20 protein-coding genes are annotated in these 26,794 nt (G+C 68.3%); 13 read left to right on the forward strand and 7 right to left on the reverse strand.

Annotated features, from left to right (window positions below):
* Positions 1-74: 74 nt before the first annotated feature.
* The 11 genes from HUA75_RS13020 to HUA75_RS13070 all read left to right on the forward strand — a co-directional run bounded on the left by HUA75_RS13020 (position 75) and on the right by HUA75_RS13070 (position 16,427).
* Positions 75-5,180: a hypothetical protein gene (locus tag HUA75_RS13020; RefSeq protein WP_174486591.1), complete on the forward strand. Its 5,106-nt coding sequence runs from the start codon at positions 75-77 to the stop codon at positions 5,178-5,180.
* On the forward strand, positions 5,177-8,224 hold the full coding sequence (locus HUA75_RS13025) for a helicase-related protein (RefSeq protein ID WP_174486592.1): 3,048 nt from the start codon (positions 5,177-5,179) through the stop codon (positions 8,222-8,224). Before HUA75_RS13020 ends, HUA75_RS13025 begins: the two co-directional genes overlap by 4 nt.
* Positions 8,225-8,368: 144 nt before the next feature.
* On the forward strand, positions 8,369-9,679 hold the full coding sequence (locus tag HUA75_RS13030; protein ID WP_174486593.1) for an AHH domain-containing protein: 1,311 nt from the start codon (positions 8,369-8,371) through the stop codon (positions 9,677-9,679).
* Positions 9,680-9,849: 170 nt separating this feature from the next.
* Positions 9,850-10,491 carry a hypothetical protein gene (locus HUA75_RS13035; protein ID WP_141643187.1) on the forward strand — a complete coding sequence of 214 codons (642 nt, stop codon included), beginning with the start codon at positions 9,850-9,852 and terminating at the stop codon, positions 10,489-10,491.
* A 21-nt stretch (positions 10,492-10,512) separates the two neighbouring features.
* Positions 10,513-10,677 (forward strand): hypothetical protein, encoded by a 165-nt coding sequence (locus HUA75_RS13040; RefSeq protein ID WP_174486594.1) that lies wholly within the window; start codon positions 10,513-10,515, stop codon positions 10,675-10,677.
* Between the two features lie 101 nt (positions 10,678-10,778).
* Positions 10,779-11,420, forward strand: coding sequence for a hypothetical protein (locus HUA75_RS13045; protein WP_141643186.1), 642 nt, complete (start codon positions 10,779-10,781; stop codon positions 11,418-11,420).
* 256 nt (positions 11,421-11,676) lie between these two features.
* Complete coding sequence (locus tag HUA75_RS13050; RefSeq protein ID WP_141643185.1) at positions 11,677-12,294, forward strand: hypothetical protein; 618 nt, start codon at positions 11,677-11,679, stop codon at positions 12,292-12,294.
* A gap of 27 nt (positions 12,295-12,321) precedes the next feature.
* Positions 12,322-12,930, forward strand: coding sequence for a hypothetical protein (locus HUA75_RS13055; protein WP_174486595.1), 609 nt, complete (start codon positions 12,322-12,324; stop codon positions 12,928-12,930).
* 71 nt (positions 12,931-13,001) lie between these two features.
* Positions 13,002-13,904 carry a hypothetical protein gene (locus HUA75_RS13060; protein ID WP_174486596.1) on the forward strand — a complete coding sequence of 301 codons (903 nt, stop codon included), beginning with the start codon at positions 13,002-13,004 and terminating at the stop codon, positions 13,902-13,904.
* A 207-nt stretch (positions 13,905-14,111) separates the two neighbouring features.
* Positions 14,112-15,041 carry a lytic transglycosylase domain-containing protein gene (locus tag HUA75_RS13065; protein WP_174486597.1) on the forward strand — a complete coding sequence of 310 codons (930 nt, stop codon included), beginning with the start codon at positions 14,112-14,114 and terminating at the stop codon, positions 15,039-15,041.
* A gap of 210 nt (positions 15,042-15,251) precedes the next feature.
* Positions 15,252-16,427 carry a hypothetical protein gene (locus tag HUA75_RS13070; protein WP_174486598.1) on the forward strand — a complete coding sequence of 392 codons (1,176 nt, stop codon included), beginning with the start codon at positions 15,252-15,254 and terminating at the stop codon, positions 16,425-16,427.
* 1,607 nt (positions 16,428-18,034) lie between these two features.
* Here HUA75_RS13070 and HUA75_RS13075 read toward each other — a convergent pair.
* From HUA75_RS13075 to HUA75_RS13095, 5 genes are all read right to left on the reverse strand, one after another.
* Positions 18,035-18,187 (reverse strand): hypothetical protein, encoded by a 153-nt coding sequence (locus HUA75_RS13075; RefSeq protein WP_174476163.1) that lies wholly within the window; start codon positions 18,185-18,187, stop codon positions 18,035-18,037.
* A gap of 266 nt (positions 18,188-18,453) precedes the next feature.
* Positions 18,454-19,014 (reverse strand): response regulator transcription factor, encoded by a 561-nt coding sequence (locus HUA75_RS13080; protein ID WP_141643180.1) that lies wholly within the window; start codon positions 19,012-19,014, stop codon positions 18,454-18,456.
* Positions 19,011-20,318 carry an ATP-binding protein gene (locus HUA75_RS13085; protein ID WP_174486599.1) on the reverse strand — a complete coding sequence of 436 codons (1,308 nt, stop codon included), beginning with the start codon at positions 20,316-20,318 and terminating at the stop codon, positions 19,011-19,013. The genes HUA75_RS13080 and HUA75_RS13085 overlap by 4 nt, the downstream gene beginning before the upstream one ends.
* Positions 20,315-21,064 (reverse strand): hypothetical protein, encoded by a 750-nt coding sequence (locus tag HUA75_RS13090; protein WP_174486600.1) that lies wholly within the window; start codon positions 21,062-21,064, stop codon positions 20,315-20,317. Before HUA75_RS13090 ends, HUA75_RS13085 begins: the two co-directional genes overlap by 4 nt.
* Positions 21,065-21,067: 3 nt before the next feature.
* Positions 21,068-21,961 carry a transporter gene (locus HUA75_RS13095; protein ID WP_371745540.1) on the reverse strand — a complete coding sequence of 298 codons (894 nt, stop codon included), beginning with the start codon at positions 21,959-21,961 and terminating at the stop codon, positions 21,068-21,070.
* Between the two features lie 196 nt (positions 21,962-22,157).
* Between HUA75_RS13095 and HUA75_RS13100 the strand changes: the two genes are divergently transcribed.
* On the forward strand, positions 22,158-22,601 hold the full coding sequence (locus HUA75_RS13100) for a DoxX family protein (protein ID WP_174453896.1): 444 nt from the start codon (positions 22,158-22,160) through the stop codon (positions 22,599-22,601).
* Positions 22,602-22,614: 13 nt separating this feature from the next.
* On the opposite strand, the gene HUA75_RS13105 is transcribed toward HUA75_RS13100, so the two are convergent.
* Positions 22,615-23,523, reverse strand: a complete 909-nt coding sequence (locus tag HUA75_RS13105; protein ID WP_141643175.1) for a metallophosphoesterase — start codon at positions 23,521-23,523, stop codon at positions 22,615-22,617.
* A gap of 373 nt (positions 23,524-23,896) precedes the next feature.
* Here HUA75_RS13105 and HUA75_RS13110 point away from each other — a divergent pair, with 373 nt between their 5' ends.
* Positions 23,897-25,057 (forward strand): HAMP domain-containing sensor histidine kinase, encoded by a 1,161-nt coding sequence (locus HUA75_RS13110; RefSeq protein ID WP_254614123.1) that lies wholly within the window; start codon positions 23,897-23,899, stop codon positions 25,055-25,057.
* Positions 25,058-25,136: 79 nt separating this feature from the next.
* Here the strand turns inward: HUA75_RS13110 and HUA75_RS13115 are convergent, their stop codons facing one another.
* A complete protein-coding gene (locus HUA75_RS13115) occupies positions 25,137-26,693 on the reverse strand; it encodes a hypothetical protein (protein WP_174486601.1) in 1,557 nt (518 codons plus the stop codon).
* Positions 26,694-26,794: the final 101 nt, after the last annotated feature.

The following is a 26,794-nucleotide window of genomic DNA, read 5'->3' on the forward strand; positions in this document are numbered from 1 at the left end:
GGCCTACCTCGAATCCAGGCGAAGGGAGCGGTTCTCGGGCGCTTCAAGGGGGCTCATTGTCGAACGAACAAGACATGTCCGCGTCATCCGTCGTGCGGCAACTGCTCTCGACACTGGAGCAGTCGTCTCTCCGCGAGGAAGCACGCTCCTTACGGCAACAGTTCGACCAACGAGGTTGGGCGGGGCTTGGTGCTCCGGACATCGCGCTGGTGGCGGCCCTGGTGGGGCGGCTGCAAACGTTTCCTCCCGCCGCGGTGGTCACTCCTGTGGCGCCGTTGCCCGCCGCTGTTGCGCTTGCTCGGGATGCGCCGGCACAACCCGAGGAGGTGGGGTGGAGCCCCTGGGAGAACGGCTCGGCATGGATTGACACCATTCCACGAGGGAGGGAGTGCCTGTCCCTGCTGGATGAACTCGCCCGGTGTGACGAGGCAGATGCGGCGCTCACCCTGTTGAGCCGCTTGTTCGTGGGGCATCTCCGATACGAAGCCCACGTGGTGGATGAGACGCAGCGGCTGGACTCCACGGCGGTCATCCGTCGACTCCGCACCATCGCTCGCCATGGCGACTTCATGGTGTCCCTGGCGGAGCTCGTCTTTCCCTACCCCCATGGCTCCAACTTCCAGCCCATCTTTCGCAGACATCCCTATGGACTCGTGGTGGCCATCGCGCCCGGATGGAATGCCTGCCAGTTCGCCTATCGGGAGGAGAAGGATGGAGGGACCCTCGTTCCCAGAACGCGTCAGATGGTGGGCTATGCGAGGGGCGGCGAGCTGCGTGACACCCTGTTGATATGGCTGCGCCGCATGAGCTTGCTCCGGCTGACAGGCGGGGAAGAGGTGGTGGAGCTGGTGCGGCGCGTGGAGTCCGCGTTGGGGCCGGACCCCGTGGAGGTGTCACGCCAATGGAACCCGGTGGCCCTCGCGCCCTCGCTGTCGACGCCTCCGGGTGTTACCTGGGACCGGCTCCTGGACCATGAGCGGCGCGCGTTCCTGCAAGAAGACCGTGGTGCGCCCGGTCAGCAACCCCGGCTCTGGTGGGGATTGGAGCGGGTGCTGCGCATGGCCCTTCCCTTCACCCTGGCCCACAAGCAGGCGAGGCTGTGCTACCGAGGCTATGACCTCGAGGCCCCCACTTCGCCGGAGGTCGCGAGCCGGAGTGGGAAGAGCTGGTTTCGGCGGCTCACCCTGAAGCTGGAGCTTGTCTTTGACGACGGGAGGGCGCTGCCTCTTTCCCTTCCCGTCGGAGTGCCGGAGGTGGATGACCAGGGACGGATGCTCCTGGATGGCCTCTGGTATCGGTGGGTCCCCAGGGTGTTTGGCAAGGGACTGCTGAGCGCAGGAGATGCGAGAGTCCAGGAGCCGTCCTTCGACGAGGGGTTCGAGGAAGAGGTCGAGGAGGAGTCGCCAATCCCGGAGCAGGGCGCGGCCCCGGAAGGGGCGGGGCCCGAACCTGAACTGGAGTCACCCCTGGAGTTGCTGAAGGAAGAGGGGCTTGCGCCTTCCGTACTCAGGGCCTCCCGGGACCCCGTGGCCATCGGGTCGCTGGCGGGCGGAAGTCTCTGCGCGTTCCTCGAAAGCGCGACGTACCGGAAGCTGATGGGCATCAGCATGCGGCTGGCATCCTATGAAGATGACGCCCATGAGCTTCCTCGGAGCCTGCCGGCCCTCCTGCGCGGTGTCGTCGGGCGTGACGACCGACTGCTCCTGGTCAGCAAGGTCTTCCTCAAGGCGGTCCTGGAGCCCGCGCCGGGGATGACGACACCGGAGGAACTGCTCCCCATCCTGCGGCACGCCGTCGCGACGGACGCCGGCACCGCACCCGCGTGGGCCTGTCCCGACGTGTCAGCGGACCTGCGTCCGGGGGCGTGGGTCCCGGTCGAAGTGGCTCGTCTCACTCCGGGGGGAGACCTCTCGGTGCCTCTCCGGAACGCGACGGGGGTGGTTCGGCTGGGAGTCTCGATGGAGTCGCTGCCTCAGGTGAATCCGCGAGCTGGGGGCACTGGAGGCCTGGGGACGCGGGGCTGGATTGCGCGGGGACTTTCCCACTTCGCCTCTCTGCCAGCGGGCCGGCTGCGGTCGGCCGCGCAGGTCGCGCTTCAAGCACGCCCACTCTCCGAGGGACTTCGCGTGGTCTCCGTCCACGGCCCCCGGTTGTGCGCCCGGTGGACGATGGAGGCTCCGCCGCCACCCGAGAGCAAGGTGGTCCGCGCTCGCGAATTCAGCGTCAGGATTCCCGGGTTGATGCAAAGCGAAGGTGTCGTCGCGCACCGCGTGCTGCTGTCGCGGGGGGCCTGCGTGAAGGCCGGAGATGCATGGCTGGAGGCGGAGCGGTCGCTCTGGGCCCAGCTCGCGGGTACCCGACCGAGGACGACGAGCCTCCACGAAATGAACATGTGGAGCCTCGCCGCCAATGTCTTCACGTTCACGCCGAAGAAGCCCACGAAGGATGAGGCGGAGGAGGAAACCATCCTCCCGCTCCCCTCGCTGAAGCTTCCCAAGGCCGTGGAGCGCTGGTTCGTTCCGCCCGGTGTCCACGGACAAGTCCTCGACATCCATGAGGAGTTGGAGCGGGACAAGTCGGGCGAAGGGCTCGCGTGGCGAATCACGCTCGTCGTGGGCACCGAGGCTCCTTCCTTTCCCTGGAGCCATCTGGTCCTGCCAGATGGGCGGGTGCTTCCCTTCCAGGAAGGCTTGAGGCGGGAGGATGCTCCGTATCAGGAAGATGGTGCGCCCGCGCAGCTGGTCATCGAGGACCCGACCCTCGCGGCCATTTCTCCCTCGGACGTGTGGTTCGATGGGGTGACGGGCGAACTGCTGGAGCGGGCCACCGCCCACGTGGGCACCTGTTTCGTGCTCCCCGCGACGCGCGACGTGCTCGTCGGACCCGACCTCCAGCTCCGGTTTCGCGCCCGCGATGGAGAGGGCATTCCCGCGAGCGCTGAAGCGCCAGCGTTGTCCGCCATGGAGCGTCTGTGGTGGACGGCGGCTCGTCCCGAGGACTCGGCGAAGCTGGCGGAGGTCGAACGGGCCTGGGCGGGTGATGTCCCTCCTTTTCTTCCCCGCCTCGCGGAAGTCCTGGAGGCCGCCGACATCGCGCCGCCTGACTGGATGAAGACGAAGTCGACGCGCCAACCGGGAAAGGGGCGGGCCGCGAAGCTGGAGTCCTTGACCATGTCCCGCGTGCGGCAATGGACCACGGGCTATGCCAAGGAAGACGACGCGCCCGTCAGGTGGTCCTGCTGGTGTGGCCGGACGCACGGGCGCAGGCGCGCCTTCGAGCCGTGCGAACCCGGCTCCTGGGGCTGTGGCACGCCCGTCGTGTTGCGCCCTCCGACGCAGGAGCGGCGGGCCCTGCCGGCCTTGGGACTCTGTGAGCCGGTACTCCATCCTTGGAGGATGGAGAGCGCGGCCTGTCTGCTGGGACTGACTCTTCCCGAGTTGAAGGCGCAGCAGGTCCGGGTGGGCGCCGTGGTGCTGGGAATCCTCATGCGTCAGGCCTTGCGAAACGGGGCTCCAGGTGCCGCCGGACGAAAGCGTCTGGAAGGGCGGCTGTCCGCCGCCGAGCGCGAAGCCCTGCTGCGAGGTCTGGAGACCCTGGAGCACGACGTGGCCACGGGGAGCGCGGACCTCGTGGGTCGGTTCTTTCTCTCCAGCCTGGCGGTCCTGCCCAATACCTTTCATCCCACGGGGCTGCCGCCTGGGGCACCGGGGCTCGTGAAGTCTCCGTTGACGGAGGCGTACCACCGGGTGCGTTTCGCATCGAACAGGCTCGTGGCCCTGCGCGCTTCAGGCGCCCGGCTCGTGATTGAAACGGCGCGGGCTTCCTTCCACGAGGCCGTCGCGGCCCTGTTTGGCCCGATGGACCAGGGAATGCATCGGGACGAACCCACGAGCCTCGCGGGCCTCATCACGCGCCTCTGGCCCCTGACGAGAGCGCCGGGGCTGCGCTCCGTGGTCCCAGGGCTCTTTCGCATGGAGGGCAGCCCGGTAGCGGCCGGCTTCGACGGCGCCTTCATCGAACGGGGGGTCGAGCGGCTTCCCCACGTCCATGAGCTCCTGTCACGAGCTTCACCCGCCGAGGTTCGTACCGAGACGCGGGTTGAGGAAGACCCCGACAGCGACGACGAGGGGTGGGACGAGTCACCTCGTGATGGCATCGAGGTGGTGAGGCTACGGATGGCTCCGACCTCGCCAGGGGTGAGCACCATCGGCATCTTCTCGTCGGAGCAGGCCCTCTTCCTTCCACCGTTGCCATCGCCCGCATGCGAGCCTCTCTCGGCGGAGTTCTGGGAGGAGCGCGCCGCGCGAGAGCGCCTGCTCCGGCTTCATCTGCCTCGCTTGATGGGCCTCGTGGGGGCGTTCTCCACGTCGGACGCCGAACAGGTGGACGCGGGGCGGGAATCGCCTGATGCGCAGAGGATGCCTCCTGGAAGCGTGGGGACCGTGGCGCTGAGGGAACTCATGGGGGCGTTGATCCTGCGGGAGTCACGGCCCCTGGACCTCTGCCGCCTCCTCGAAGCCAGGCGGCCCACCCCGCTCGTCGAGGATGGGGCGCGGGCCAGCGTGTGGGTCGAGGAGCGGGTGCGGCGTGCCTTCCCGGGAGAGGGTGCATGGCTGCGGACCGCGCATCGCTTGTTGGCGCGTGCGTTGGCGGGCTGGTGGAAGTCTCGTCCTCGCGAGGGCGCCCCCTCGGGATGGTCCTGGGCGCCGCCGGACCAGAAGGGGGCCGCTGGAGGCCGCCGCTTCGTGCCCCCGCTCGCGTCCGCCGCCTGGGCTCGATGGCCAGGCATGGAGGCGGCCACGACACCCGTCCGCTTCCTCGTGGCGCATGCAGGACTCCCCGTGGAGGGTGTCTGGAGTCCGGTCCTTCTGAGGGCCCTGGGGCTGGAGGCCGGGGCGGTCCCCATGGGGACGGAGCTTCCCCAGACGCAGCCGACCCTGGTGGTCCCAGTGCCTCCGGCAGGGGCTGCTCCAGTGGTATCGCCGCATCCCGAGGAGATCCTGGTGGCGACCCCGTTGTTCGTGCCGCCTCCCATCCCGCCAGTGGGTGACGTGGACGAGGTTTCCCTTCTGGAGGTCACCATGGCGGCCTGGCTGGGCGACAACACGGGGCTTCTCCCCGAGGTGTCGCTCCTCTCCACATCAATGGATGTCTGGCTGAAGCGAGGGCGGGTCTCATGAGCACGGGGTCGATGGACGGAGCGACGTTGGTCTCGGCGGGGGAGTTGCGCACGGACGTCCTGGAGATCTTCCAGGCCGAGGCGCGCATGGAGCTCCTGTTGTCGGCGCCGGGTCTGCTGGCACAGCCTCCGCATGGACACGCGGCCCTCGCGAAGGAGCCGCATGCGGCCCTCCCCGCCAAGGCGACGCATGCGCATCGTCAGGCGCTCCTGGAGGCGTTCGGTGGACAGTTGGATGGACTTCCCCAGACGACGGAATGGGAGTCGAGAATCGGGGAGTGGGTTCGCAAGCTCTCCGCCGCCGAGGCTCGCGTTCTCCACCATCAACCAGGTCCCCTCTTCAGCCGGCTCATCAGCCGTCCGACGAGCAGCCTCGTCCCCATGGGGCCCATCACGCGGGGCACCTTGCTTCGGCCTCCGGGCGCGGAGCTGGAGCTGACGCTCACGGGCGCGATGCATGAGCGGGCCCGGGAATGGTTCCGGTTGCGCGCGGCGGAGTCGGAAGACATCTCGAAGGAGGTCCAGGCGCTGCTGGAGAACTCCTGGGCTGGAGGGATGATTGGGGCGGAGGACCTGTATCTCAAGGTCCTCTCGGAGTTCTTCCTGGAGATGCTCCAGGGCGCCGACCTGACCGACAGCAATCCCCTGCTGGACGTGATGACGACGTTCCAGCGGGCGGCCTATCAGCAGGCCAAGGGCATCCTGAGGCGCTTCGGAGGCGTCTTCCTGGCGGACGTCGTGGGTCTGGGAAAGACATACATCGCCATGGCCCTGTTGCGGTATCTCCAGGACACGATGGACCGCCACGCGCTGGTGATTGCACCGCCCACCGTGTGTCCGACCTGGCAGGCCCTCGCCGACGATTTCGGAGTGAACCTCCGCACGCTGTCCCATGGAAAGCTGGAGGATCTTCCCAAGTACAGCCAGCGCCAGGTGCTCGTGGTGGACGAGTCCCACAACTTCCGCAACCCCGCGACGCGCCGCTATGAGCGAATCTGGGAGTGGCTGCATCCCAACAACGTGCCTTCGCGACGGCAGGTGTTGCTGCTCTCCGCGACGCCCCAGAACAACAGCCCCCGGGACGTGATGCAGCAGTTGAAGCTCTTTCCGGAGAACTTCACTCGGCTGCCCTTCCCAGGAGAATCCCTGGAGGACTACTTCAAGGCGGTGGAGGCCGGAAAGGAGTCCCTCACCAACGTCCTCCAGCACGTCGTGGTGCGCCGCACCCGCCGCTTCATCCAGAACCACTACCGCGACGCGAAGCTCCCGGTGAAACGGCCTGCTGGGGGATATGACTGGGTTCCCATCCGTTTTCCGAAGCGAGTCTCGGGACCAGAGCAGTGTCTGCGCTACCGCATCGAGGACACGTACGGCACCGGTCTGTACGAGCGAATCATCCAGGTGCTGGGTAGCATGGAATACCCGCTCTACGGGCTGGCCGCCTACGTGCTGGAGATGCACCGCGACGATTCCCGCATGGTCGGCTTCCGGCAGGCGGGACAGAGCCTTCGAGGCTTGTTCAAGGTGCTGTTGCTCAAGCGGTTGGAGTCCAGTGAAGCCGCGTTCCGTGCCTCGCTGGAGCGACTCCGGACCCGGCTCCGGCGTTCCCTCTCGAATCTCCAGGAGGGCTTCGTGCTGGTCGTCGCGGAAGTGGAGGACGAAGGCGAGTCGACCCCGGGAGGCGACCAGATGCCCTCGGGGATGTTCCATGTGGACCGGCTGCGCAACGCCCTGACGGCGGACCTGGACCGGGTGGACGAACTCCTGGGGGCCATGCATCAGCAGACCTCGGCGGCGGATGCGAAGCTCGCGCGCCTTCGGGCCTATCTGGCGGCACGTCCTCCCGGCGAGCACCGCACGCTCATCTTCACTCAGTTCACCGACACGGCGGAGTTCCTCCACGCGCACCTCCAGCAGGGGCATGGTGTCGTCGAGATGGTGACGGGGAGCAGCGGAAACGTCCGGCGGATTGCTCAGCGTTTCGCGCCCCGGGCCAATCCCGTGCGGGATGGCTCCGCGGTGCCGAAGGGGGAGCAGATCGACCTGCTCATCTCCACGGACGTGCTCAGTGAGGGCATCAACCTCCAGGATGCCGACACTCTCATCAACTACGACCTTCATTGGAATCCCGTGCGGCTCATCCAGCGCGCGGGACGTATCGACCGCCTGGGAAGCCTGAACGAGGAGATTCACATCTCCAGCTTCCTGCCGGAGCGGGCCCTCGAATCCAACCTGGGGCTCGAGCAGGTGCTCCGGCGGCGCATCCAGGAGTTCTTGAAGGTCTTTGGTGAAGACAGCCACATCCTTCCACTGGAGGAGCGGCCCGATGTGGACGGTGTCCTGGACATCTATGCCGGAATGGCCCTGGAGAAGGCTGAAGCACAGGACGAGATGGATGCGCTCGGCCGCCATGCCGAACGAATCCTGACCATCCAGCAGACGGAGCCCGCCCGCTATGCGCGAATCCGCGCCCTGCGTCCTGGACGCCGGGCGGCGACGCAATCCCGCCTCCCGGGAGTCGTTGCCACACGGTTGGGTTGGTACTGGGCCTTCTGGCGCGAACAGGATGAAGGGGGCATGGAGCGCATCGCCGATGTCGCTGGACTGGACCTGCTCTTCAATCATTCCCAGAAAACGGATGTGCAGGAAGGAGAGCGGGTTGTCAGGTGTCGGCAGCGCGCGAGCCTGCTGGCGGAAGAGGGGCGGCGGCTCTTCTCCAGTCTGGCGGAGAATGTTCGAGCACAGAGGCAGAAGCCGGCGCTGAATATCAATGAGGAGTGGGTCCTCTCCTCGGTCGACGCCCTGCGCAAGGGGAGTGATGAAGCACGGCTTGCGACCCTGGAGGCCATGCGTCAGTGGATCCTTGCCGGTCAGTACAAGCCAAGCCTGCGTCTGGCCGCCGCCCGCTGGCGCAAGGAACAACTGATGGGCGAAGCGCTCTTCCAGCAGATGGAGGCCATGCTCCGCTTCCCGCTCAAGAACGAAGTTCTTGGTGACGAAGAGATGGTGGGGGTTGTCGTGGGGGAGGACCCCGGCGAGGCGTGAAGGCGCGGCGGCGCGCCATGACGCCCGTGCCTCGATGCAATACCTCCTGAGGGGGATGTCCATCCCCGGTGCCTTCGGGTGTCATCCGCGGAGATGAGGCGCATCGCTCGTCGATGCGCTGGCGGCTGTCTTCAGGGGCCATCCATGAGAGCATTGGGAGTTCTTGCGCTGCTGCTGGCGAGCGGCTGCGCGTCGACCCGTGTCGTCCGTCTGGATACGGGAGGGGGCAAATCAATCGCATATACGCCCATCGAGACAGAGCCTGTCGAGATGGACGAGGAGGAGTTCAAGGGTGCCGTCGCGCGGCTCGTGCCCGACCTGCGCCTGGACGCCGTGTTCAAGGAGGTCGACCAGGAGGATCGTCGCTCCTCGAGCGTGTCCCACGGGAGCGGCGGCGACGGAGCGCTCGGGCGGGCCGTCTCGTCGACCCATGAGCGCATCTGTCATCGGCAGGAGGACCCGATGGGCTGCCTGGGCATGATGACCGGTGGGCTCACGCTGGGGCCGATGGAGCGCAGGATGCTCGCGCTCTACTTCGCGTTCGATGGCGCCTGGGATGACATCGAGGAGGACCTCCGCGACACGGTGAATGTCGCGGCCCTGCGGGGCCTGGTGACGACGATGTCCGGGACGGCACTGAAGACGTTGGTGGCTCCCGAGCCCATGACGAAGCCCATCTCGCTCGCCTGGGCAGCCTCGTTGATTGCGTATCTCGGGACGGAACCCGTCTGGAAGCTCGGGCAGGGCTTCTCGCGGCTGGTGGAAGAGTCCCGGGACGCGGCGAGCTTCGAGGAGCTGGAGCGCGTCGGACATCGCTTCGGCAATGTGCTGGGCGACAACGGAGCCCGAGTCCTGGTGGTGGTCTCTCTGTCAGTGCTCGGCGGGAGGAATGCCATGACGACGCGGGGACCGAAGATGCCGGGTTTTGCTCAAGCCGCGATACGCGCCCAGACGGAAGCGGGCTTTCAGCTCGCGGGAGCCCTGTCCGGAGACGTCCGGTCGATTGCACTCACGTCCGGAGGAGAGCTGAAAGTGATGCTCGCGCCAACGGCGGTCGCCGCGGTCGCGATGGGACCTGGGGCGGCTCCCATGGGGACGGTGGGTGGCATCCAGGGGGACGCGGAAGGGGCGGTGCACCCCATCTGCGCGGGCAAGGGCACGGCCGCTGAATCGGATGGCGGCCCGTGGGCACAGCGCTGCCAGGAACTCTTCGGCAAGGGGGGGATGCGCCCGGAGGACCCAGCGAACCTGATTCGAATCAAGGGACATCGAGGGTCCCACCCGGAGGCCTACCATGCGCGGGTCTTCGAACTGCTGGACGACGCGACGCGAGGTTGCCGAGATATCGCCGGGTGTCGGGGCGCGTTGACGCGCGAACTCGCCCGGATTGCTCGGGAACTCGTCACGAAGGGGACGGAGCTGCGGACGCTCGTTACGTCGGATGCCGAGGAGTAGCGGGTGGAGCGACGCTTCCTCAAGAGCCTCACGGATGTGGAGTTCACGCGCGACGCGCGATTCGCGAACCCGTGGGAGTGATTGCGGGGTGAGGAGCATCGCGTGGCCAACGCTCGGCCTGTCACGTAGCGGAAGGTCGCCTGTTCCCGAGGGGCAGGGGGCCGGCTCGCATGGACTCGCTGGGTACGCTGGACGCCTCATTCACGGAGGCGTTCATGCGACGAGCGGCGTGTCTGTTGAAGGCGTGTGTCCTGCTGATGCTCGGGTGTGGTGGCGTGGAAGAGCGAGTGCTCGCGGCACCAGACGAGGGCTCCTCGGCGGAGACTTCGGAGGCGGCGCTGGATTTGGGCCTCGTCCTCGTCACCTGTCCGGTGGGAACGAGTCAGGCCTTCTACTCGCCGGGGCTGAAGCCCACGCCCCAGGATGTCACGGTGTCGGGTCCAGCGACCTTCAGCAATTGCGTGACGGTGCTCGGCGCCCCGGTGACGTCCGGCACGACCAACCTGGCGCCGGTCGTGGTGCGGGACCTTTCGTGCGTGGCCCTCCTGCAGCCCTCGTCGGTCACCCAGACGGTGACGTGGAACACGGGGGAGTCCTCGACGCTGGTTCTCACCCAGCTCCTCTTGGACGTGCAAGGCACGCTGACCGTCTTGACGCGGACGGGCACCGTCGCCTCCGGGAAATTCGTCGGCGCGACCGCGGTCCGGACCATCACCTATGTCACCCTCGACCTGGAAAATGGCTGCACGTCCCCCGAAGGGCTCACCTCGCTCTCCGGCCCCACGACGCTCACCCTGACGAAGCTGCTCTGAAGCCGCTGGGCGCGTGAGTCGGTGTCGTGGTGGCGCGCTCATGGCCTCACCACCGGACGGAACCACGGTGGCCTGTGGCGAACCCGAACGACGGAGTCGGAGCGCGCGGACCTGGTGGCGTTCCTCAAGAGCCTCACGGATGTGGAGTTCACGCGCGACGCGCGGTTCGCGAACCCGTGGGAGTGATTGCGGGGTTGGCTGCGGGGTGAGGAGCATCGCGTGGCCAACGCTCGGCCTGTCGCGTAGCGGAAGGTCGCATGTTCCCGTGGGGCAGGGGGCCGGCTCGCATGGACTCGCTGGATACGCTGGACGCCTCATTCACGGAGGCGTTCATGCGACGAACGGCGTGTCTGTTGATGGCGTGTGTCCTGCTGATGCTCGGGTGTGGGGGCGTGGAAGAGCGCGTGCTCGCGGCACCAGATGAGGGTTCCTCGGCGGAGACTTCGGAGGCGGCGCTGGATTTGGGCCTCGTCCTCGTCACCTGTCCGGTGGGAACGAGTCAGGCCTCCTACTCGCCGGGGCTGAAGAACACGCCCCAGAATGTCACGGTGTCGGGTCAGGCGACCTTCAGCAACTGCGTGACGGTGCTGGGTGACCCGGTGACATCGGGCACCAGCAGCCTGACGTCGGGCGTGGTGCAGGGCTTTTCGTGCGGGGACCTGCTGCTGCCCAGGACGGTCACCCAGACGGTGACGTGGAACACGGGGGAGTCCTCGACGATGGTCTTCACCCAGCTCCGCGTGGGCGTGCAGGACACGCTGTCCGTCTTCACGCTGACGGGCACCGTGCTCTCTGGAAAGTTCGTCGACTCGATTGCGGTCCGGACCATCACCTATGTCACCTTGGACTTGGAGGATGGCTGCGCGTCCCCCGAAGGGCTCACCTCGCTCTCCGGCCTCACGACGCTCACCCTGACGAAGCTGCTCTGAATCCGCTGGGCGCGTGAGTCGGTGTCGTGGTGGCGCGCTCATGGCCTCACGACGCCGCACTCGCGCGCTGCTGTGTCCGTTCCGACAGGCCGGGCGTGGACGTTGGTGTCCGACATTTCCCGTGCGAGGTGCGGCACACCGCCCCGTGCTCGCGGGGAGGTGTGAGCGTCTCCCAGCGTCCCTTGTCGTATTTCGCGGATGGGCGTGTGCGCGGTGGCTCCCTATCTCGGCAACGGAAGCGTTATCGGGAGCGGCAATGCGCAGAAGTCTGTCGGCGGCGGTGGTGGTCCTTCTTTCCGCACTCGCCCTCACCTCGACCTTTGATGTGTCGGCGGAGAGTGGCGAGGAGGGGCATGAGCCCCGGGAGCCCGGGGCGGCTGTGGCCCCGCCGCGCTCCGACAGCCCGGGGCCCGTCGTCGTCACCTGTCCTGTCGGCATCACCCAGGCGTCGTACCTGCCGGGGCTCAGCGAGGTGACGAAGGACGTGACGGTGGCGGGGGCCACGACGTTGAGCAACTGTGTGACCATCCCCGCGTCCTCGGTGGTGTCCGCGCGCCTGCCGCTCGACTCGAGCCTGCTCGCGGGCTACTCGTGCGCGGACCTGCTGACGCCGCGCACGGTGCGCCAGGTGGTGACGTGGAACACGGGTGAGACGTCCACGCTGGTGTTCAGTCAGTCGCGGGAGCTGGCGCAGGGGCCGCTGACGGTCTTCACGCTGACGGGCACCGTGGAGTCGGGCGCCTTCGCGGAGGCCACGGCCATCTGGACGGTGACGTATCTCAACTCGGACATCGAGAAGGGCTGTGCGTCGCCGGGCGGGCTCATCTGGCTGAGCGGGCCGTCCACGCTCGAGCTCATCCGCACGATGACGTGAGTCGTTGGCCGAATCAGGAGGGTGCTCATGCGTGCGACGTCATGGGGTGTGAAGGGGCTCGTGCTCGTCTGGCTCTGTGGGCTGCTGGCCTGTGGGGACGGAGGAGGACGCCAGGGCCGTGGGACGCTGGAGGGACAGGAGTCCGGAGGCATGACGATTGAGCGGCCTCCGGAGAAGGTGCTCATCACCTGTCCCATCGGACACGGCGAGGCGAAGTACGGAACGGGGGTGAAGGTGTCGCCTCGGGACAGCGCGGTGTCGTTCCAGGCGACGGTGAGCAACTGCGTGACGGTGCTCGGCTCGGCGGTGACGTCGGCGACGCTGGGCTCGGAGGCACCGAGCCTGGTGCGAGGCATCTCCTGCGCGGACCTGGCGAGAGCCGGAGCAGGACGGCAGGTGGTGACGTGGAACACGACGGAGACGTCCACGGTGCTGATGAGCCAGTCGCACGTCTCCGTGCAGGACGCGACGACGCTCGTCACGCAGACGGGGAAGGTGCTGTCCGGGAAGTTCCAGGGCGCCACGGCGGTGCGGACCACCACGTTCCTGAGCACGGACATCGACAATGGCTGTCGCTCCGATGAAGGCCTGACGTTCCTGAAGGGGCCGGCGACCTTCAGCGTGACGTACCCCTGAGGCCTCCTGCTGCGCGCGGTGGGTGATGCATTGCATGATGGCTCCAGCCCGCTGCCCGAGCGAGGAGCCGCATGTCCGACCCCCGTGAGTTCCAGAGCAGGCCCCTCGACAGGTTCCTGGAGAAGCGCCCGCCGCTGGACTGTCTGGGGCAGTGGGATGAGACCGTGCATGACGCGTTCCTGTTGAGCGGTCGGCTCGACACGCCCGCGGAGAAGGCATGGCTGAAGGAGACGTTCCTCGCCCTGCGCCAGCGGGCCTGCGCGGACCTGGTGGCGTTCCACGACGAGCTGATGGTGACGCCGTATGGAGGGACGGACGTCGTGTGCCCGGAGGGGTACTCGCCGTGGCGGGTGGAGTTTGGCCTGTCGCTGTTCCCGAAGCGGGAGCAGGGCTTCGCGCGCTTCGAGTGCGTCGTGGAGTTCAGCCTGTACGAGACGTGTCCCGATGCCTTTCGCGTGCTCGAGGTGTTGCCGGAGGCCGGCGCACAGGTGAAGGCGTGCGCGGAGCAGCGGGGCTCGCTCCAGCTCGAATCGTTGCGCCAGGCGCGGCTCGTGCTGCCGATGCCCAAGGCGCGGCGGGCGGCGGAGGTCGCGGTGGAGTTCTATGGGAAGCCGGGCCCGCGGCCCTCTCTCCACGACGCGGTCCGCACGTGTGTGAAGGCGGAGGCGCTCGGAGACACGGCGGCATGCTGGCGGCTGGACGCGTCCGCACCGAGCCGCGTGCCTGGCGCGGAGAGCCACTCGCTCGCTGTCATCCTCGCCGTCAGGCCGGACGCCCCGGCCATCCAGGCCGCGGGGAGCCTGCTGGCCTACAGCCAGGAGAACTGGCTGGACGCCATCGTGGGGGACCACTGGCGGAAGTTCCTGAGCTCCGTGCGCGAGTTCCAGGGGAGCGGCGCGCCCGCGGAGGCCTATGGCGAGTGGATGGACATCCTCGTGCCGCCCTCGACGGGAGCTCGAGTCGCGGCGGAGTGATGGGCTGAGCTCGTCCCTGATGACGCGGACCATCGGCTGATGACAGCCGTCATCAGGGTGCGCTGCGCTGGCGTCATCCTCGGGCCCGCGCCTCTTTGGAAAATCGATGGGTTGTCTGTCGCTCGCCTCGTCGCGAGGGCTGGCACACGCGCTGCTATGGGGTCCTGGGTCGCATCAATCCGCCTCTCATCCCCCGAGGGTCTCGTCATGAGCATCGCTCCCCTGCACAACGCCGCCACGCCTGTCTCTCGTCCCAGCGCCTCGCCTCTTCGCAGCGGCGGCGTGGAGTCCTCCTCCTTCAGTCCGTCGGTGGGCTCGGGCGTGAAGCTGGCTCCCGGCCTAGCCGCGCTCCAGCAGGACGGCTTCGACCTGGGCAGTGGGGGAAAGGCGCATCTGGGCAAGCTGCTGGAGAGCACCCTGTCGGTGATGAACACGCTCGTGCAGGTGATGTCGCAGATCGCCGAGAAGGGCGGCGTGCAGGCGCCCCAAGGTTCCAAGGGCACGTCCCAGGGGTCGTGCTTCGGTGACAGTGGCTTCTCTCCGCAGGCGTCCTCGGGACGGCCTCCCCTGGACCTGAATCCCAGCCCGGTGGCTCCCAGCGCGGCGGCGAGCCCCAGCGCGGCGGCGAGCCTTGGTGCCGCGCCGAGCGTCGAGGGCGGGAAGAAGCTGGGTGGCAACCTGCCTCCGGGCCTGGAGAAGCTGCGGAGCACCATCGAGTCCGCGGCGGCCAAGACAGGCGTGCCCGCGGAGATGCTGGCCGCGCAAATCTGGCAGGAGTCGCGTGGCAACCTGGATGCCATTTCCACCAACGGCGGCAATGGCCTGACGGACACCGGCCTGATGCAGGTGAACCCCAACACCTTCAAGGAGCTGCAGGCGAAGCACCCCGAGCTGCAGGGGAAGAACCTCTCCGACCCGGAGACCAACATCCTCGCGGGCGCCTGCTACATGAAGGACATGAAGGAGCAGTTCGGAGGTTGGGACCTGGCGTTGCGCGCCTACAACTCCGGGCCGAACGGCGTGGACCGCAACAACGCGAACGCGATTCCCGCCGGCACGGGCGACGCGACCTACGTGACGAAGGTGAAGGACTTCATGAACACCCTCTCCACGGGCGAGGGCACGCTTCCGGCGTGAGCGGCTCCCGCCCACCATTCCACGCACCCCTGACACGCGAAAATGACAGGGGTGCGCTCGCGACTTTCCCCCGGGATTCTCGTTCATCGGGTGTGCGGCTTGAGTGACATCGGATTTCACCTGTCAATCGGCTGCATCTACTCAGCGTGAACCAGGGACACGCCTGGTCGACCGCCCTGGCGCGGTCGTCTGCAACGGGAGAACGACGGAATGAAGTCCATCAATGGATGGTGGGGTGCGGTGCTTGTCTCGGGGCTCATCGGCTGTGGGCAGGAGGCGCACGAGCCCGCGCCGGAGCAGGCGGAGATTCGTGCCGCCGAGCAGGAGGCGCGCTTCCTCACGCCGCCTGCGGGCTGTACGGAAGTCACCGTGGGTGAGCTGTTCAACGGCATCGAGCTGACGCCGGTGCAGTACGAGCGGCAGCCGACGTTCCGTGGCGACCTGTCGAGCATCGGAGGCGTGCAGCGGGACGAGGTGCGCATCCGCCTGGACATGAACACGCAGCCGGGGCTGTACGACTTGTCGCAGGGCGGGGCGAACACCTTTACGTGTGAGCAGTGCGTCTTCGGTTACCAGGACATGGGTTCGACGGCGCAGAAGCTGTTCGTCGCCGATTCGGGGGCGCTGCTGCTCGCGCTGCAGGTGTCGCCGCAGCAGACGGTGGGGGCGCTGTCGAACGTGGTGCTGCGCGAGTCGGTGCTCGCGACGCCCACCTCGGGCCCTTACACGGGTTCGTCCGTGGTGTCGGGTGGCGAGTGCCGGTGGATTCGCTTCGCGACGTGGAACACGGTGCGTCCGGGCGGGTGTGATCCGCGCGAGGGTTCGCTGACGTCGAACGTGCCGGACACGGCGTGTGTCGCGGACGACTACGCCGCGACGGACGGCACGCTGCAGCGCGCGCTGGGGACGAAGACGCAGGGCGAGGCCTGCACGGCGACGTCCGCGGAGAGCGAGTACGCGTTGACGACGACGGACTGCGAGCAGGGCTTCGCGTGTACGGACCTGCTCAGCGACAACGCGCAGTGCCTGAAGACGTGTGACTTCATGGCGCCGACCCCGGGGTGCCCCACGGGCACGGTGTGTGGCGTGTATGGCCTGTGCATCGAGCAGTCGGTGCTGGAGCCGATTGGCTTCGCGTTCGATACGGCGCTGATTGGCGAGGCGTGCACGTCCACTTCCTTCACGGAGTTCTGTGGTGTGGAGGGTGCGCGTGGCACCTGCTTCGACGCGGATGGCGCGGCGGGCCCGGCGGTGGCGACGTGCCACCGCTACGCGCGAGCGCGCTCCGAGTGCGGAGCGGGCGAGGAGCTGGGCTACATCTACTACCCGCTGTCGGGTGGCGGTGGAGACCGGGGCTACGGCTTCTGCTACTTCGACGGTCGCTGAGGTCGGGTGACAGCTCCCCGTCCGGCATGTCGTCCGGGCGGGGAGGGCGCAGTGAGTACGTAGGGCCCATTCGCGCGCGACGGCGCGGATGAGCGCCATCGCACAGGTGTTGGCGCATTCTCGGTGCGTCCGTGGGAGCGCCGCTATAGTGCGCGCCGATGGCCTCCTTTGATGCCTTCATGCCTCTTGGGCTGCTCTCCTTGCTTCTCAGCGGATGCGCTGCTTCCACTCCCTCCGCCATCATCGCTCCGGACGCGGAGCTTGCGCGAGGGCCATGGTCGGAAGTGCCCGCCGTGGAGATGCCCACAGGAGACGCTTCCATCCCAATAAGCCTCTTGCAGGATGTGGCGGAGGCGATGTTGAAGCTCCCTGGCGCGAAAGCGTGCGACCCGGGAACGCGGCGCCCCATCGTGGGCTTGTCCACGGAGTACTGCGCGACGCTCTATGTAGCGGGCGGTCGCGACTCCCTGTCGTGGCGGGTGACTGAGCCCGTCCAAGGAAGTCACGACGCCTGCAATCCATTCTTCGCGGTGAAGGATGACGACCTCCCATCTCCGCAGGTGTGGGTTGTCGGTTACGTCCACAACCATGCATGCGCCGCGGCGCCCTCGTCGCAGGACCTCAGCGTCTGACCGACAGATGCGCTCAGGCCCTTTGTGGCCATGGCGGACGTGCGCCTGATACCCGGCAACCCCGTTCCAGCGGTCTTCAGGAATACCGCCATCGAGATGGCGTCGGCGCTGGTGGCGGAGCGTCAGGATGGGTCGCGCTTCTTCCTGCGCTATTTTCCAACGGGTGAGGTCCAGCAGTGGAGCGACATCAAGGCTCGATGGGTCACGCTGGGCATCTGCGCTCCGCGCAGCGCGCGCCCGCCTTTCCGGAGCATGGCGCCTCAATGCAGTGCTGGGAGCTTGCAGTTACTCCGTGACTAGGTGTGGGAAATGACCAAGGCCTTGATGCTGGCGGGGTGTGTCGCGGTACTGCAGGGATGTGCCACACGGCCTGCGCCCTGGAAGGGCGAGGTGCTGTGGCCGGACGAAAGCTCGTCCAGAACCGTGGTCGAGCCAATGGAGGCAGGTGCCGCGCTCGCCGCGGCGGGCGCCATCCGCGAGGTGGTGAGAACCAACCCGTTCCCCAACCTGTTCGCGGGATGTTCGAGCCCGGAGCAAGGTCTGGACGTTTCCGTCTTCGCGGGCCCGACCCCAGGCCTGTACTTCGTGGTCGTGGACCAACGGTTTCACCGTTGCGGCGGTCCGAGTGGACGCGTCCTCGATTGGTGGGAGGTCTATGCGGTGACGTCACAGGGCGTTGTGGTCGAGAAGGCCCCCACTCCGACTGGCGATGCCCCCGCTGATTCGTTGCCACCTGAGAAGTCTGTGCCTCCTCCCGAGCCCACTCCGGACAAAGAGGTTGCTCCACCTGCCTCGCTTCCTTCTCCTCACCCTGAGGCATCGACTGCTCCTTCGATGCCATCATCACCCGCCGTCCCGGAGGTGATTCCGCCGGCTCCTATGCAACCTCACCCGGAAAACAAATGACGGTGCTTTTCTGGGCGCCAGAGGTCGTCGGCAAGTTCTCGTAGAGGCACGACCAGCGTCATCCACGGGTCAGGCCCGCTTGCCGCGTGTCTCCAGGTACTGCCAGATTCCGGCGGCCAGGGCTCCGGCTGCGATGCAGATGGCAATGCCGATTCCCGAGTTGCCGAACGCAACCCCCAACACCACTCCGCCGAGCATTCCCCAGACAAGCCTGGTCGACATACCAAATCCTTTCCAAGGCCTTGGGCGAAGGGTTTGAGCTGCTTCTCCCCGAGGGAAGGCCATGAGATGGGCAGCCAACCCAAGCTAGGGGCCGAGGTGGAATGAGGCATCCCCGGGCCACTCGGGCCTCCCCTCATCACGGTGTCCGTTGAGAGGCGAGGAAGGCGACCAGGGGCCAGGTGAGATGCAGGAAGCCAAGCGAACGGCCTTCTGCCGCCGAGCGGGGATGAAAGAGGAATCGCCCGCGCCGGTGTGCAGAGGCGCTGCTACCGCGCTGGCGGGTACTTCTGGAGCTTTCGCTGGAGCGAGCGGCGGTGGATGCCGAGCTTGCGCGAGGCCTCGGAAATATTTCCCGCGCAGTCCGCGAGCACGCGATGGATGTGCTCCCACTCCGCGCGCGCCAGCGAGGGCGCTTCAAATGTCTCCGGCGCCGCCAGCGATGGCTCACCCGAGGCTCGCGCGAAGGCCGCGAGGATGTCGTCCACGTCCGCCGGCTTGGGCAGGTAGTTCACCGCCCCCAATCGAATCGCATCCACCGTCGTCGAGATGCTCCCATAACCCGTGAGGACGATGGCCTTCGTGGACGCATCCACCGCCAGCAGGTCCTTCACCACTTCCAAGCCACTGCGCCCCGGCATGCGCAGGTCCACCACCGCGTACTCCGGTGACTCCCGCCGCGCCGCCGCCAGCGCCTGGTCGTAGTCGCCCGCCGTGGTGACTTCCCACCCGCGCTCACGAAACGCCCGCGCCAGCCGCTCCCGCAGCGTCGCGTCGTCATCCACGAGCAACAGGCTCGGATGATGCCCATCACCGCCCACCGTGCTCACGACGCGACCTCCGTTGCGGGCGGTGCGCCGACAGGCAGCGCCAGGCTCGCCACCGTCCCCTGTCCCGGCGTGGACCGCAGCTCCAGCGAACCACCGAGCTGCTCCGCCAGCGTGCGCGCGAGAAACAGTCCCAACCCCATGCCCTCACCCGGCGCCTTCGTCGTGAAGAAAGGCTCGCCCGCCCGCGCCAGGACTTCCGCTGGCATCCCCGCCCCGCCATCGCGCACCTCCAGCCGCGCGCCTCCTCGCCCCGCCAACACCCGCAGCTCCACCGACCTCGAAGGCGGCGACGCCTGGAGCGCGTTCTTCACCAACCCGCGCACCACCCGCGCCAGCGCTCGCGGAGGCCCCTGCACCCGCCATGCGCTCAATTCCTCGGGCAGCTCCACCCGCACCCGCTCCACGCCCGATAGCTCCGACAGCGAGTCCTCCACCAGCCGCCCCAGCGGCATCGGATGGAAGGCTTCTCCCGTCGTCTGCCCCGCGTCCGCCGACATCTGCACCAGCACGTCGCGGCAGCGGTCCACCTGCTGCCGGATGAGCCGCAAATCCTCGCGCACCGCCTCGGACGTGCCCGCCACCGTCAGCGCCCGCTCCACTTCCTTCGACACCACCGCGATGGTCGACAGCGGCGTGGACAACTCATGCGCCGCGCCCGCCGCCAGCGTCGCCAGCGAGGCCACCTTCTCCCGCCTCGCATGCTGCGCGCGCGCCTGTGCCAGCTCCTGCTCGCGCTCCTCCAGCGCCCGCGTCACCCGCTGCACGAAGTACACGATGAAGCCCGCGGCCACCGCGAACGCCACCCACATCCCATTGATGTGCAGCCGCATCAGCGCCGCGTGGTCCGGCCGCGACAGCCCCGGCACCAACACCACGTCCTGCAGCAGGAACAGCGAACCGAACGCCATCAGCGTGAAGCCCAACAGGCTCCACATCCACCGCGCGGGCAACAGCACCGTCCCCAGCGCCACGTTCACCAGGTACAGCGTGGTGAAGGGATTGTGCGTGCCACCACTCAGCGCCAGCAGCCCCGTGAGCACCAGCGTGTCCCACAGCATCAACTTGCCGATGGTGCCCTCCGTCACCCGGGCCCGGCCCAGCCACGCTCGCACCGCGAGGTTCGTGGCGGCCTCCAACCCCAGGAGCCCCGCCAGCACCGGCACCGGCAGCGCCAGCTCCAGCCCATACGCCGCCAGCGCGATGACCAGCGCCTGTCCCAGCAAGAGCCCCCAGCGCAGCCGCAGCAGCCACTCCAGGTTGATGCGGGCGCGAGAAGCGAGCTCGGTGGAGACAGGAGGCGTCATGGCACGACTGCGGACTGGAGCGAGGCGGAGCGGGCCACATTGCCCAGCAGGTCCACGTTACGAGGCGACTCGCCCGGACCCACGCCATCCAGCCACGAATCCCACGCCAGTGTGAAGACCCGCGCCGCCTTCGGCGCGTCTTCCGTCAACTCCAGCCCGTCCAGCACCACGTCCACCGACGAGCGGCCCCGCGTCTCCACCTCGAAGTCACGCTCCCCATCCGCCAGCGTGCCCCGGACGTGCAGGCTCAACCCCAGCATGTCCACCGGCACCGCGCCCTGTGACGCGGACGACAACCCCTCCGCGTCCGAGTCCGCCGGCTCGAAGGTGAGCCTCGCCCGGCAGTAGCGCCCCGGCGGCGGACGCATCACTCCGAGCGACACCACCTCTCCATCCGTCGCCCCCAGCGCCACCACGTGCGGCGTGCCCAGCCGCAGCGCGTTCGACACCGAGTGCGCCCAGGCCGTCCCCACAGGTGACAGCTCGTTCAACAGCCGACGCCAGCCCGTCGTCTCGCAAGGAATCAACTCCACGCTGCCCAGCGTCACCAGCGCCCCGGAGAGCGTGGCCCGCGCGCCCTCATCCGTGACGAGCGTGCGAGCCCCCGCCGCCTCCGGGACGCCTCGCGCCCGAGCGGTGGTGAGCCCCAGGGTCAGCTCCATCCCCTCGATTCGCTCACCGCCACCACAGCCGGCGAGACACAGCAACAGGGAGGGCAGGGCGAAGCGCTTCACGGCGACAGGCATGGCTCAGAGGTCATACGCGACGGACATCATCGCGATGGGAGTGGGCGCCACGCGTCCGTGGAGCCGGTTGAAGAAGGGAACCCGCACGCCCGCGGCCACGACGATATCCGTGCTGGGACTGAAGAGGACATCGGGCGACGCGTAGCTGATGACGCCACCGCCGTTCTCCTCCTTCTCGCCGTCGATTTCCGCCGCCGCTTCCACCCGGCTGTCGAGCCCCAGCCGCACCGCCCACCGGGGCGCGGGCTGGTACTGCGCGGCCAGCGTCGTGCGAAGGGAAGGCCCCGCGCGGAAGCCCAACATGCCTCGCGTGGGCAGGAAGCCCGTGGCGCTGACGAGGAAGGACCAGTCGCCCCGGAAGTGCTGGTAGGCCACGCCCGCCAGCGGGTCCACCGAGCCGCTCCCCAACTGCGTGTCCAAATCCAGCAGCGTTCCGTCCGCCGCGCGCAGCCGGGGCGCGGTGGGCAGCTTCACCCCGGCGAGCACGCTGAAGAGATGGTCCGCGGAGAACTCTCGGTCCTGGTACAGGAACGCCTTCGCGCTCACCTCCACGTCGCCCACGCCCCAGCCGCGCTCGCGCGCCAGGCTCACCGAGCGCACCTCGCGCGCCTGCAGGGGCAGGGTGGCCGACAGGAACAACCAGGGCAGCGGCGCGTAGGCCACCGCCACGTCCATGCGCGCCTCGCGCAGGCGCAGCGCGTCCACGCGCTCCTGTCCCACCGTATGGCCCCAGGCCCGCAGGGTGGTGGACAGTCGGAGCCGTCCGGAGAACGGCTGCTCGGTGCCCATCGACGTGAGCGTCGGGTCGCCACACGCACACGTGGCGCAGGCCCAGGCGGAGGACACGGGCACCAGCACGGCGCCGCAGAAAAGGAGGAGGGCGAGGGAGGCTTTCACGACGGAGAGGACGATACGCCCGGGGCCGCCACCGCCGCGTGTGGCGTGTTGTCGCAGTCCATCGGGGCGATCGGTGGCACGCGGCGCCACCCGTGGAGCGAACGGGAGAGCGGGCGATGGCTGCCTCGCGGGAAGTCATGGGCAGGTTGAGAATGACTTCCACGCCCCGGCGTTGGTGGGAAACAGGAGGCCTTACATGGGAGTGCTCGCGCCGCTTGGTCGGCTGCTCTTTTCCGCCATCTTCATCACCAGCGGCTTGAATCACTTCATCCAGCTCGATGCGCTCACGGCGCACGCGCAGAGCTCCGGCATCCCCGAGCCGCGCCAGGCCGTGTTGCTGTCGGGCGTCGCGCTGGTGCTCGGAGGGCTGTCGGTGCTGCTGGGCGTGTTCGCTCGCCTGGGGGCCGCGGCCATCGCCATCTTCCTGGTGTGCGCGGCCTTCATGGTCCACCGCTTCTGGCTCATCGCGGACCCGGTGCAGGCGCAGGACCAGCTCATCCACTTCATGAAGAACCTCTCCATGGCCGGAGGCGCGCTCTTCATCGTGTACTTCGGCTCCGGCCCCTTCAGCCTTCGTCGCGGGGGCCGCAAGGAAGGGCTCCTCGGCGGCGGGCGGATTGGCACGCCGCTGAGGCCCTGAGGCACGAAGGTGCTCAGCCCGCCGCGGCGATGGCCGTCGCGGCGGCGCGCAGGGTGAAGAAGGCCACTTCCGGCTCGCTGCCCCGGCGCAGGTACGGGCCGCCGAAGCCGAAGCCCAACCCCCGATTCACGTAGAGCTGGTTGCCGTTCACCTGGTAGTGCCCGCGGATGTAGGGCTGGCCCGCGCGACGGAACAAGCGTTCGGTGAGGCCCTGGACGATGAACTGGCCGCCGTGCGTATGCCCGGAGAACTGCACCAGGTTGCCCTGGGCGGGCAGCTTGTCCACCGTGGGCGGAGTGTGCGCCAGCACCAGCCGCGTGCCGGACTCCGGCGCGCCGCGGAACGTCGCCTCCACGTCGTCGCGTCCGGTGCGCCCGTCATCCACGCCCAGCACCGTCACCGGGGCGCCGCGCAGGTGGACGACGCGGTGCTCGTTCTGGAGCACCGTGTAGCCCAGGTGCTCGAAGCACTGGCGCAGGTAGGGCGCGTCCACCCAGTGGTCATGGTTGCCCAGCACCACGAAGACGCGGCCCTTCAGCCCGGAGAGCACGTCGCGCACGCGCGGCAGCGGCTTGGGGCTGTGGGTGACGTAGTCGCCGGTGAGGAAAACAAGGTCGGGTGACTCCGCGTTGACGGCCTCCACCGCGCGGCGGATGCGCACCTCGGACGTGGCCTGTCCCACGTGGACGTCGGAGAGCTGCGCCACGCGCAGGCCGTCATGACACGCCGGCAGGTGCGGCAGGTGGAGCAGGTTCTCCGTGAGGGTGAAGTGGTCCCTCCACCGAAGGCGGCGCTCCGGGCGCAGCGGATCCGCTCCGCTCCAGGCCACCACCTCGTTGCGGCCCCCCTGCAGGGGCTCCAGGTGAGATCCACTGGACGAGGACGACGAGGGGCGGCGACGGGCCAGACGTCTCAAGCGCATGCGGTGCGGTTCCTTTTCCGGGCCGTGGGCGGCGAGCGCCCGATTCTATGAAGCCGGGGGAGGTGGGTTGAAGCAGGTGTCCCGCGCACGCCTGCCCTCCTTGCGGCCAGCGAGCGGGGTGAGGGGAAAACCCTCATGATTCTGGGAAGATTCCGGGAGGGCCTCGGGCCTTTCTTCCACCATTGGACACACTGTCGGGGGGCATGCGGTGACGGCGTCCTACGAGGTTGGTACACACGCTGAGACGATGAGCCCCCGGCTTGGGACGGCCCCCGACATGGGCCCGGAAGTGATGATGCCAGCCGGTGAATCCGCCCCTGAACGGCGGGAGGCTTCTTCCGAAGGCTTACGCCCCGTCGCCCTCTCCGAGCTGATGAGCACCATGCCCCTGGGCATGGCGGTGGTGGACCGGGAGCTGCGCTTCGTGGAGGTGAGCGAGGCGCTCGCCTCCCTCAACGGCCTGCCGCGCGAGGCCCACCTCGGTCGCCTCATGGACGAGGTGATGAACCCCCACTCGTCCCTGGGGGACACCGCCCGCCGGGTGCGCCGCGTGCTGGAGACGGGCGAGCCCCTGGACGGCGTGGAAATCATCCACCGCGAGCCCGGCATGGGCGTGGAGCGCACCCGCGTCTTCCGCGCCAGCTACCACCCGGTGCGCCGCGACGGCGAGGTCATCGCCGCGTGCATCTACGTGGAGGACCTGACGGAGCGCCGCCGCGTGGAGGCCCAGCGTGACGCGGGCGCGGCCCGGGAACGCGCGGTGCGCGAGCAGGCCCTGCGCGAGACGCAGGAGGCCGTGCGCGCCCGCGACGAGTTCCTCAGCGTGGCCGCGCACGAACTGCGCACGCCGCTCACCAGCATGCGGCTGCACCTGCAGTTGCTCTTGCGACAGGTGACGGGCGCGCAGCCCGCGCTGGGGCAGGAGCTGGCGCCGCGCGGTCAGGTGCTGGAGCGACAGCTGTCGCGGCTGGGCAGCCTGGTGAACACGCTCTTGGACGTGTCGCGGCTGGCGGCGGGCAAGCTGAGCCTGGAGCCGCGCGAGCTGGACCTGGTCCAGGTCGTCCGGCAGATGGTGGACGCGTTCTCCGAGGAGTTCGCGCGCGCGGGCTGCGAGCTGGCGGTGCACGTGTCCGGGACGCTGCCGGGCCAGTGGGACCCGCTGCGCGTGGAGCAGGTGCTGGTGAACCTCCTGTCCAACGCGGCCAAGTACGGCGCGGGGCGGCCGGTGGAAATCTCGCTGGTGGGAGAGGGCACCGTGGCGGTGCTGGCCGTGAAGGACCACGGCATCGGCATCTCCGAGGACGGCATGGCCCGCCTGTTCGGCAAGTTCGAGCGCGCCGTCTCCGAGCGCCACTACGGCGGCCTGGGCCTGGGCCTCTACATCACCCGCCAGATTGTGGAGGCCATGGGCGGCAGCATCACCGTGCGCTCCGCCCAGGGCCAGGGCTCCACCTTCATCCTCCGCCTGCCCACGCAGCCGCGCGCGCCGTCCGTCGGCATCCAGGCCGTGGTGGTGGGCGGCAGGGCGAAGTAACGAGGACGGGCGCCCCCTCCGATGCTCAGGAAGGAGGCGCCCGCCGTGTGTCGGCTCGAGCCCGCGAGGCTCTTGCGTGTCAGTACCCGCGCAGCACGTACAGCCGCCCGTCCACGAGGGCGTACAGCGCGGCCGGCGTCACGCGAGGGTCATAGATGAGCTGCCGCACCTCGCCTCCGCTGACGCCCGCCACCTTCTCCAGCTGCTTGCCAGGCGTCAGGCGCCACAATCCGTTGTGCGCCGTGCCGACGAAGAGCGAGCCGTCGGCGGTGGCCGCCAGCGCCGTGTAGTCGTTGGTGTTCGCGCCCTCGATGCGGACGTAGTCCGTGTCGGCGTACTTCTTCGGGTCGTGTCGCTGGGGATTCGCCTGGAACTGCCACAGGCCGCTGCCCAGGCCCGCCACGTAGTACAGGCCGTCCTTCGTCTTCTGGATGGCGCGCCACTTGTTCTGGGGCGCCGCCTGGTCGCGGTACTGGTCGTTGCCCGGATTGACGGGGTCCACGAAGGTGTTGAGCAGGTACTCGGAGATCTCCGCGTCGGCGGGCACGCCGTCACGGTTCTCCCGGTCCCACCACTTGAGGTCCGCGTTGGGCGGGAGGATGCCAATCTTCCAGTCGTTGGCGATGAGCAGGTGGCCCTCCGACGAGAGTCCAAGCCCGTAGGTGTAGCCGGCGCGCTGGGACTGCTTGGGAGGTTTGCTGGGGTCCTCATTCGGGATGGTCTGCCACCACGCGGGGTGCCGGTGGCTGCTGTAGTCGTAGCCGCGGACGCGCGTCACGCCGTGGTTGGTGCCGAGATAGACTTCGCCTTCGTACGTGCCGCTCATCACCCGGACGCACGAGTAGATGGAGCGGTCCTCGTCGTAGTGGAAGTCGTTGCTGTTGCGGATGCCGAGGGGCTCGTTGCGGCTGGGGCGGCTGGTGCCCGCGGAGCGATAGAGGTGCTCGCGCAGCACGATGTCCGAGCCCTCGCTGTTGAGCTGCACGACGTCCACATCGCCCTTCTGGAACTCGACGTAGCGCTCCTCCGAGAAGCCCTCCTCACCCCGTCCGATGATTCTCTGGCCGCCCACGATTTCGTCGTGCGTCCGGTAGCCGACGTAGGCCTCACCGGCCTTGCCGCCGCAGATGACGGTGGAGTCGATGGCGAGCTTGTCCGCCTCCCACCCCAGGCCGAGGCTCGCCTGTCCAATGGGCTGGCTGGTCCACAGCGGCCGGTCCGTGCCCGCGCGCAGCACGCCAATCTGGTTGCCGTTGAGCAGCCAGACGTTGTGCGCACCATCCACGCCCACCGAGCGGACCTTGGGGATGTCGTACTTCGCGGAGAAGTTCGTCAGCGCGTCCGTGGGCCAGGGGCCCTCGGGCGTCGTGGGCTGAGTGCCGCCGTCTGGAACCGGATCCGTGCCTCCGTCGCCAGGGCCAGGGCCGGCGTCACCGGGGCCCGCGTCGTCGCCACCGGCGTCCGTGCCCGCGTCGCCGTCGCCCGCGTCCTCCGTCCCGACGTCACCCCCGTCATCCGAGGGCGACTGGATGTCATCACCGCCGTCCTTCGACCCCGTCCCCTTCGAGCTGTCGCAGGCTCCCGCCGCCAACACCATCGCCACACCGACACACGCGCCCAACAGTCGTCGAATCACCGATTCCTCCCGTCCCCGGTGTGGAGCAAGCGGCGTACCGGGGTGTTGCGCGCGTGCCCACATGGGAAAGAGGGAAGTGCGCTGCCCACCGTGGGCAAGGC

The sequence above is a fragment of the Myxococcus sp. CA040A genome (assembly GCF_013336725.1).
GTDB lineage: Bacteria > Myxococcota > Myxococcia > Myxococcales > Myxococcaceae > Myxococcus > Myxococcus llanfairpwllgwyngyllgogerychwyrndrobwllllantysiliogogogochensis.

Coding starts and splice junctions, on each gene's coding strand:
- HUA75_RS13020 (WP_174486591.1), top strand. CDS start 75: ATGTCCGCGTCATCCGTCGTGCGGCAACTGCTCTCGACACTGGAGCAG.
- HUA75_RS13025 (WP_174486592.1), top strand. CDS start 5,177: ATGAGCACGGGGTCGATGGACGGAGCGACGTTGGTCTCGGCGGGGGAG.
- HUA75_RS13030 (WP_174486593.1), top strand. CDS start 8,369: ATGAGAGCATTGGGAGTTCTTGCGCTGCTGCTGGCGAGCGGCTGCGCG.
- HUA75_RS13035 (WP_141643187.1), top strand. CDS start 9,850: ATGGACTCGCTGGGTACGCTGGACGCCTCATTCACGGAGGCGTTCATG.
- HUA75_RS13045 (WP_141643186.1), top strand. CDS start 10,779: ATGGACTCGCTGGATACGCTGGACGCCTCATTCACGGAGGCGTTCATG.
- HUA75_RS13050 (WP_141643185.1), top strand. CDS start 11,677: ATGCGCAGAAGTCTGTCGGCGGCGGTGGTGGTCCTTCTTTCCGCACTC.
- HUA75_RS13055 (WP_174486595.1), top strand. CDS start 12,322: ATGCGTGCGACGTCATGGGGTGTGAAGGGGCTCGTGCTCGTCTGGCTC.
- HUA75_RS13060 (WP_174486596.1), top strand. CDS start 13,002: ATGTCCGACCCCCGTGAGTTCCAGAGCAGGCCCCTCGACAGGTTCCTG.
- HUA75_RS13065 (WP_174486597.1), top strand. CDS start 14,112: ATGAGCATCGCTCCCCTGCACAACGCCGCCACGCCTGTCTCTCGTCCC.
- HUA75_RS13070 (WP_174486598.1), top strand. CDS start 15,252: ATGAAGTCCATCAATGGATGGTGGGGTGCGGTGCTTGTCTCGGGGCTC.
- HUA75_RS13075 (WP_174476163.1), bottom strand. CDS start 18,187: ATGTCGACCAGGCTTGTCTGGGGAATGCTCGGCGGAGTGGTGTTGGGG.
- HUA75_RS13085 (WP_174486599.1), bottom strand. CDS start 20,318: ATGACGCCTCCTGTCTCCACCGAGCTCGCTTCTCGCGCCCGCATCAAC.
- HUA75_RS13090 (WP_174486600.1), bottom strand. CDS start 21,064: ATGCCTGTCGCCGTGAAGCGCTTCGCCCTGCCCTCCCTGTTGCTGTGT.
- HUA75_RS13100 (WP_174453896.1), top strand. CDS start 22,158: ATGGGAGTGCTCGCGCCGCTTGGTCGGCTGCTCTTTTCCGCCATCTTC.
- HUA75_RS13105 (WP_141643175.1), bottom strand. CDS start 23,523: ATGCGCTTGAGACGTCTGGCCCGTCGCCGCCCCTCGTCGTCCTCGTCC.
- HUA75_RS13110 (WP_254614123.1), top strand. CDS start 23,897: ATGAGCACCATGCCCCTGGGCATGGCGGTGGTGGACCGGGAGCTGCGC.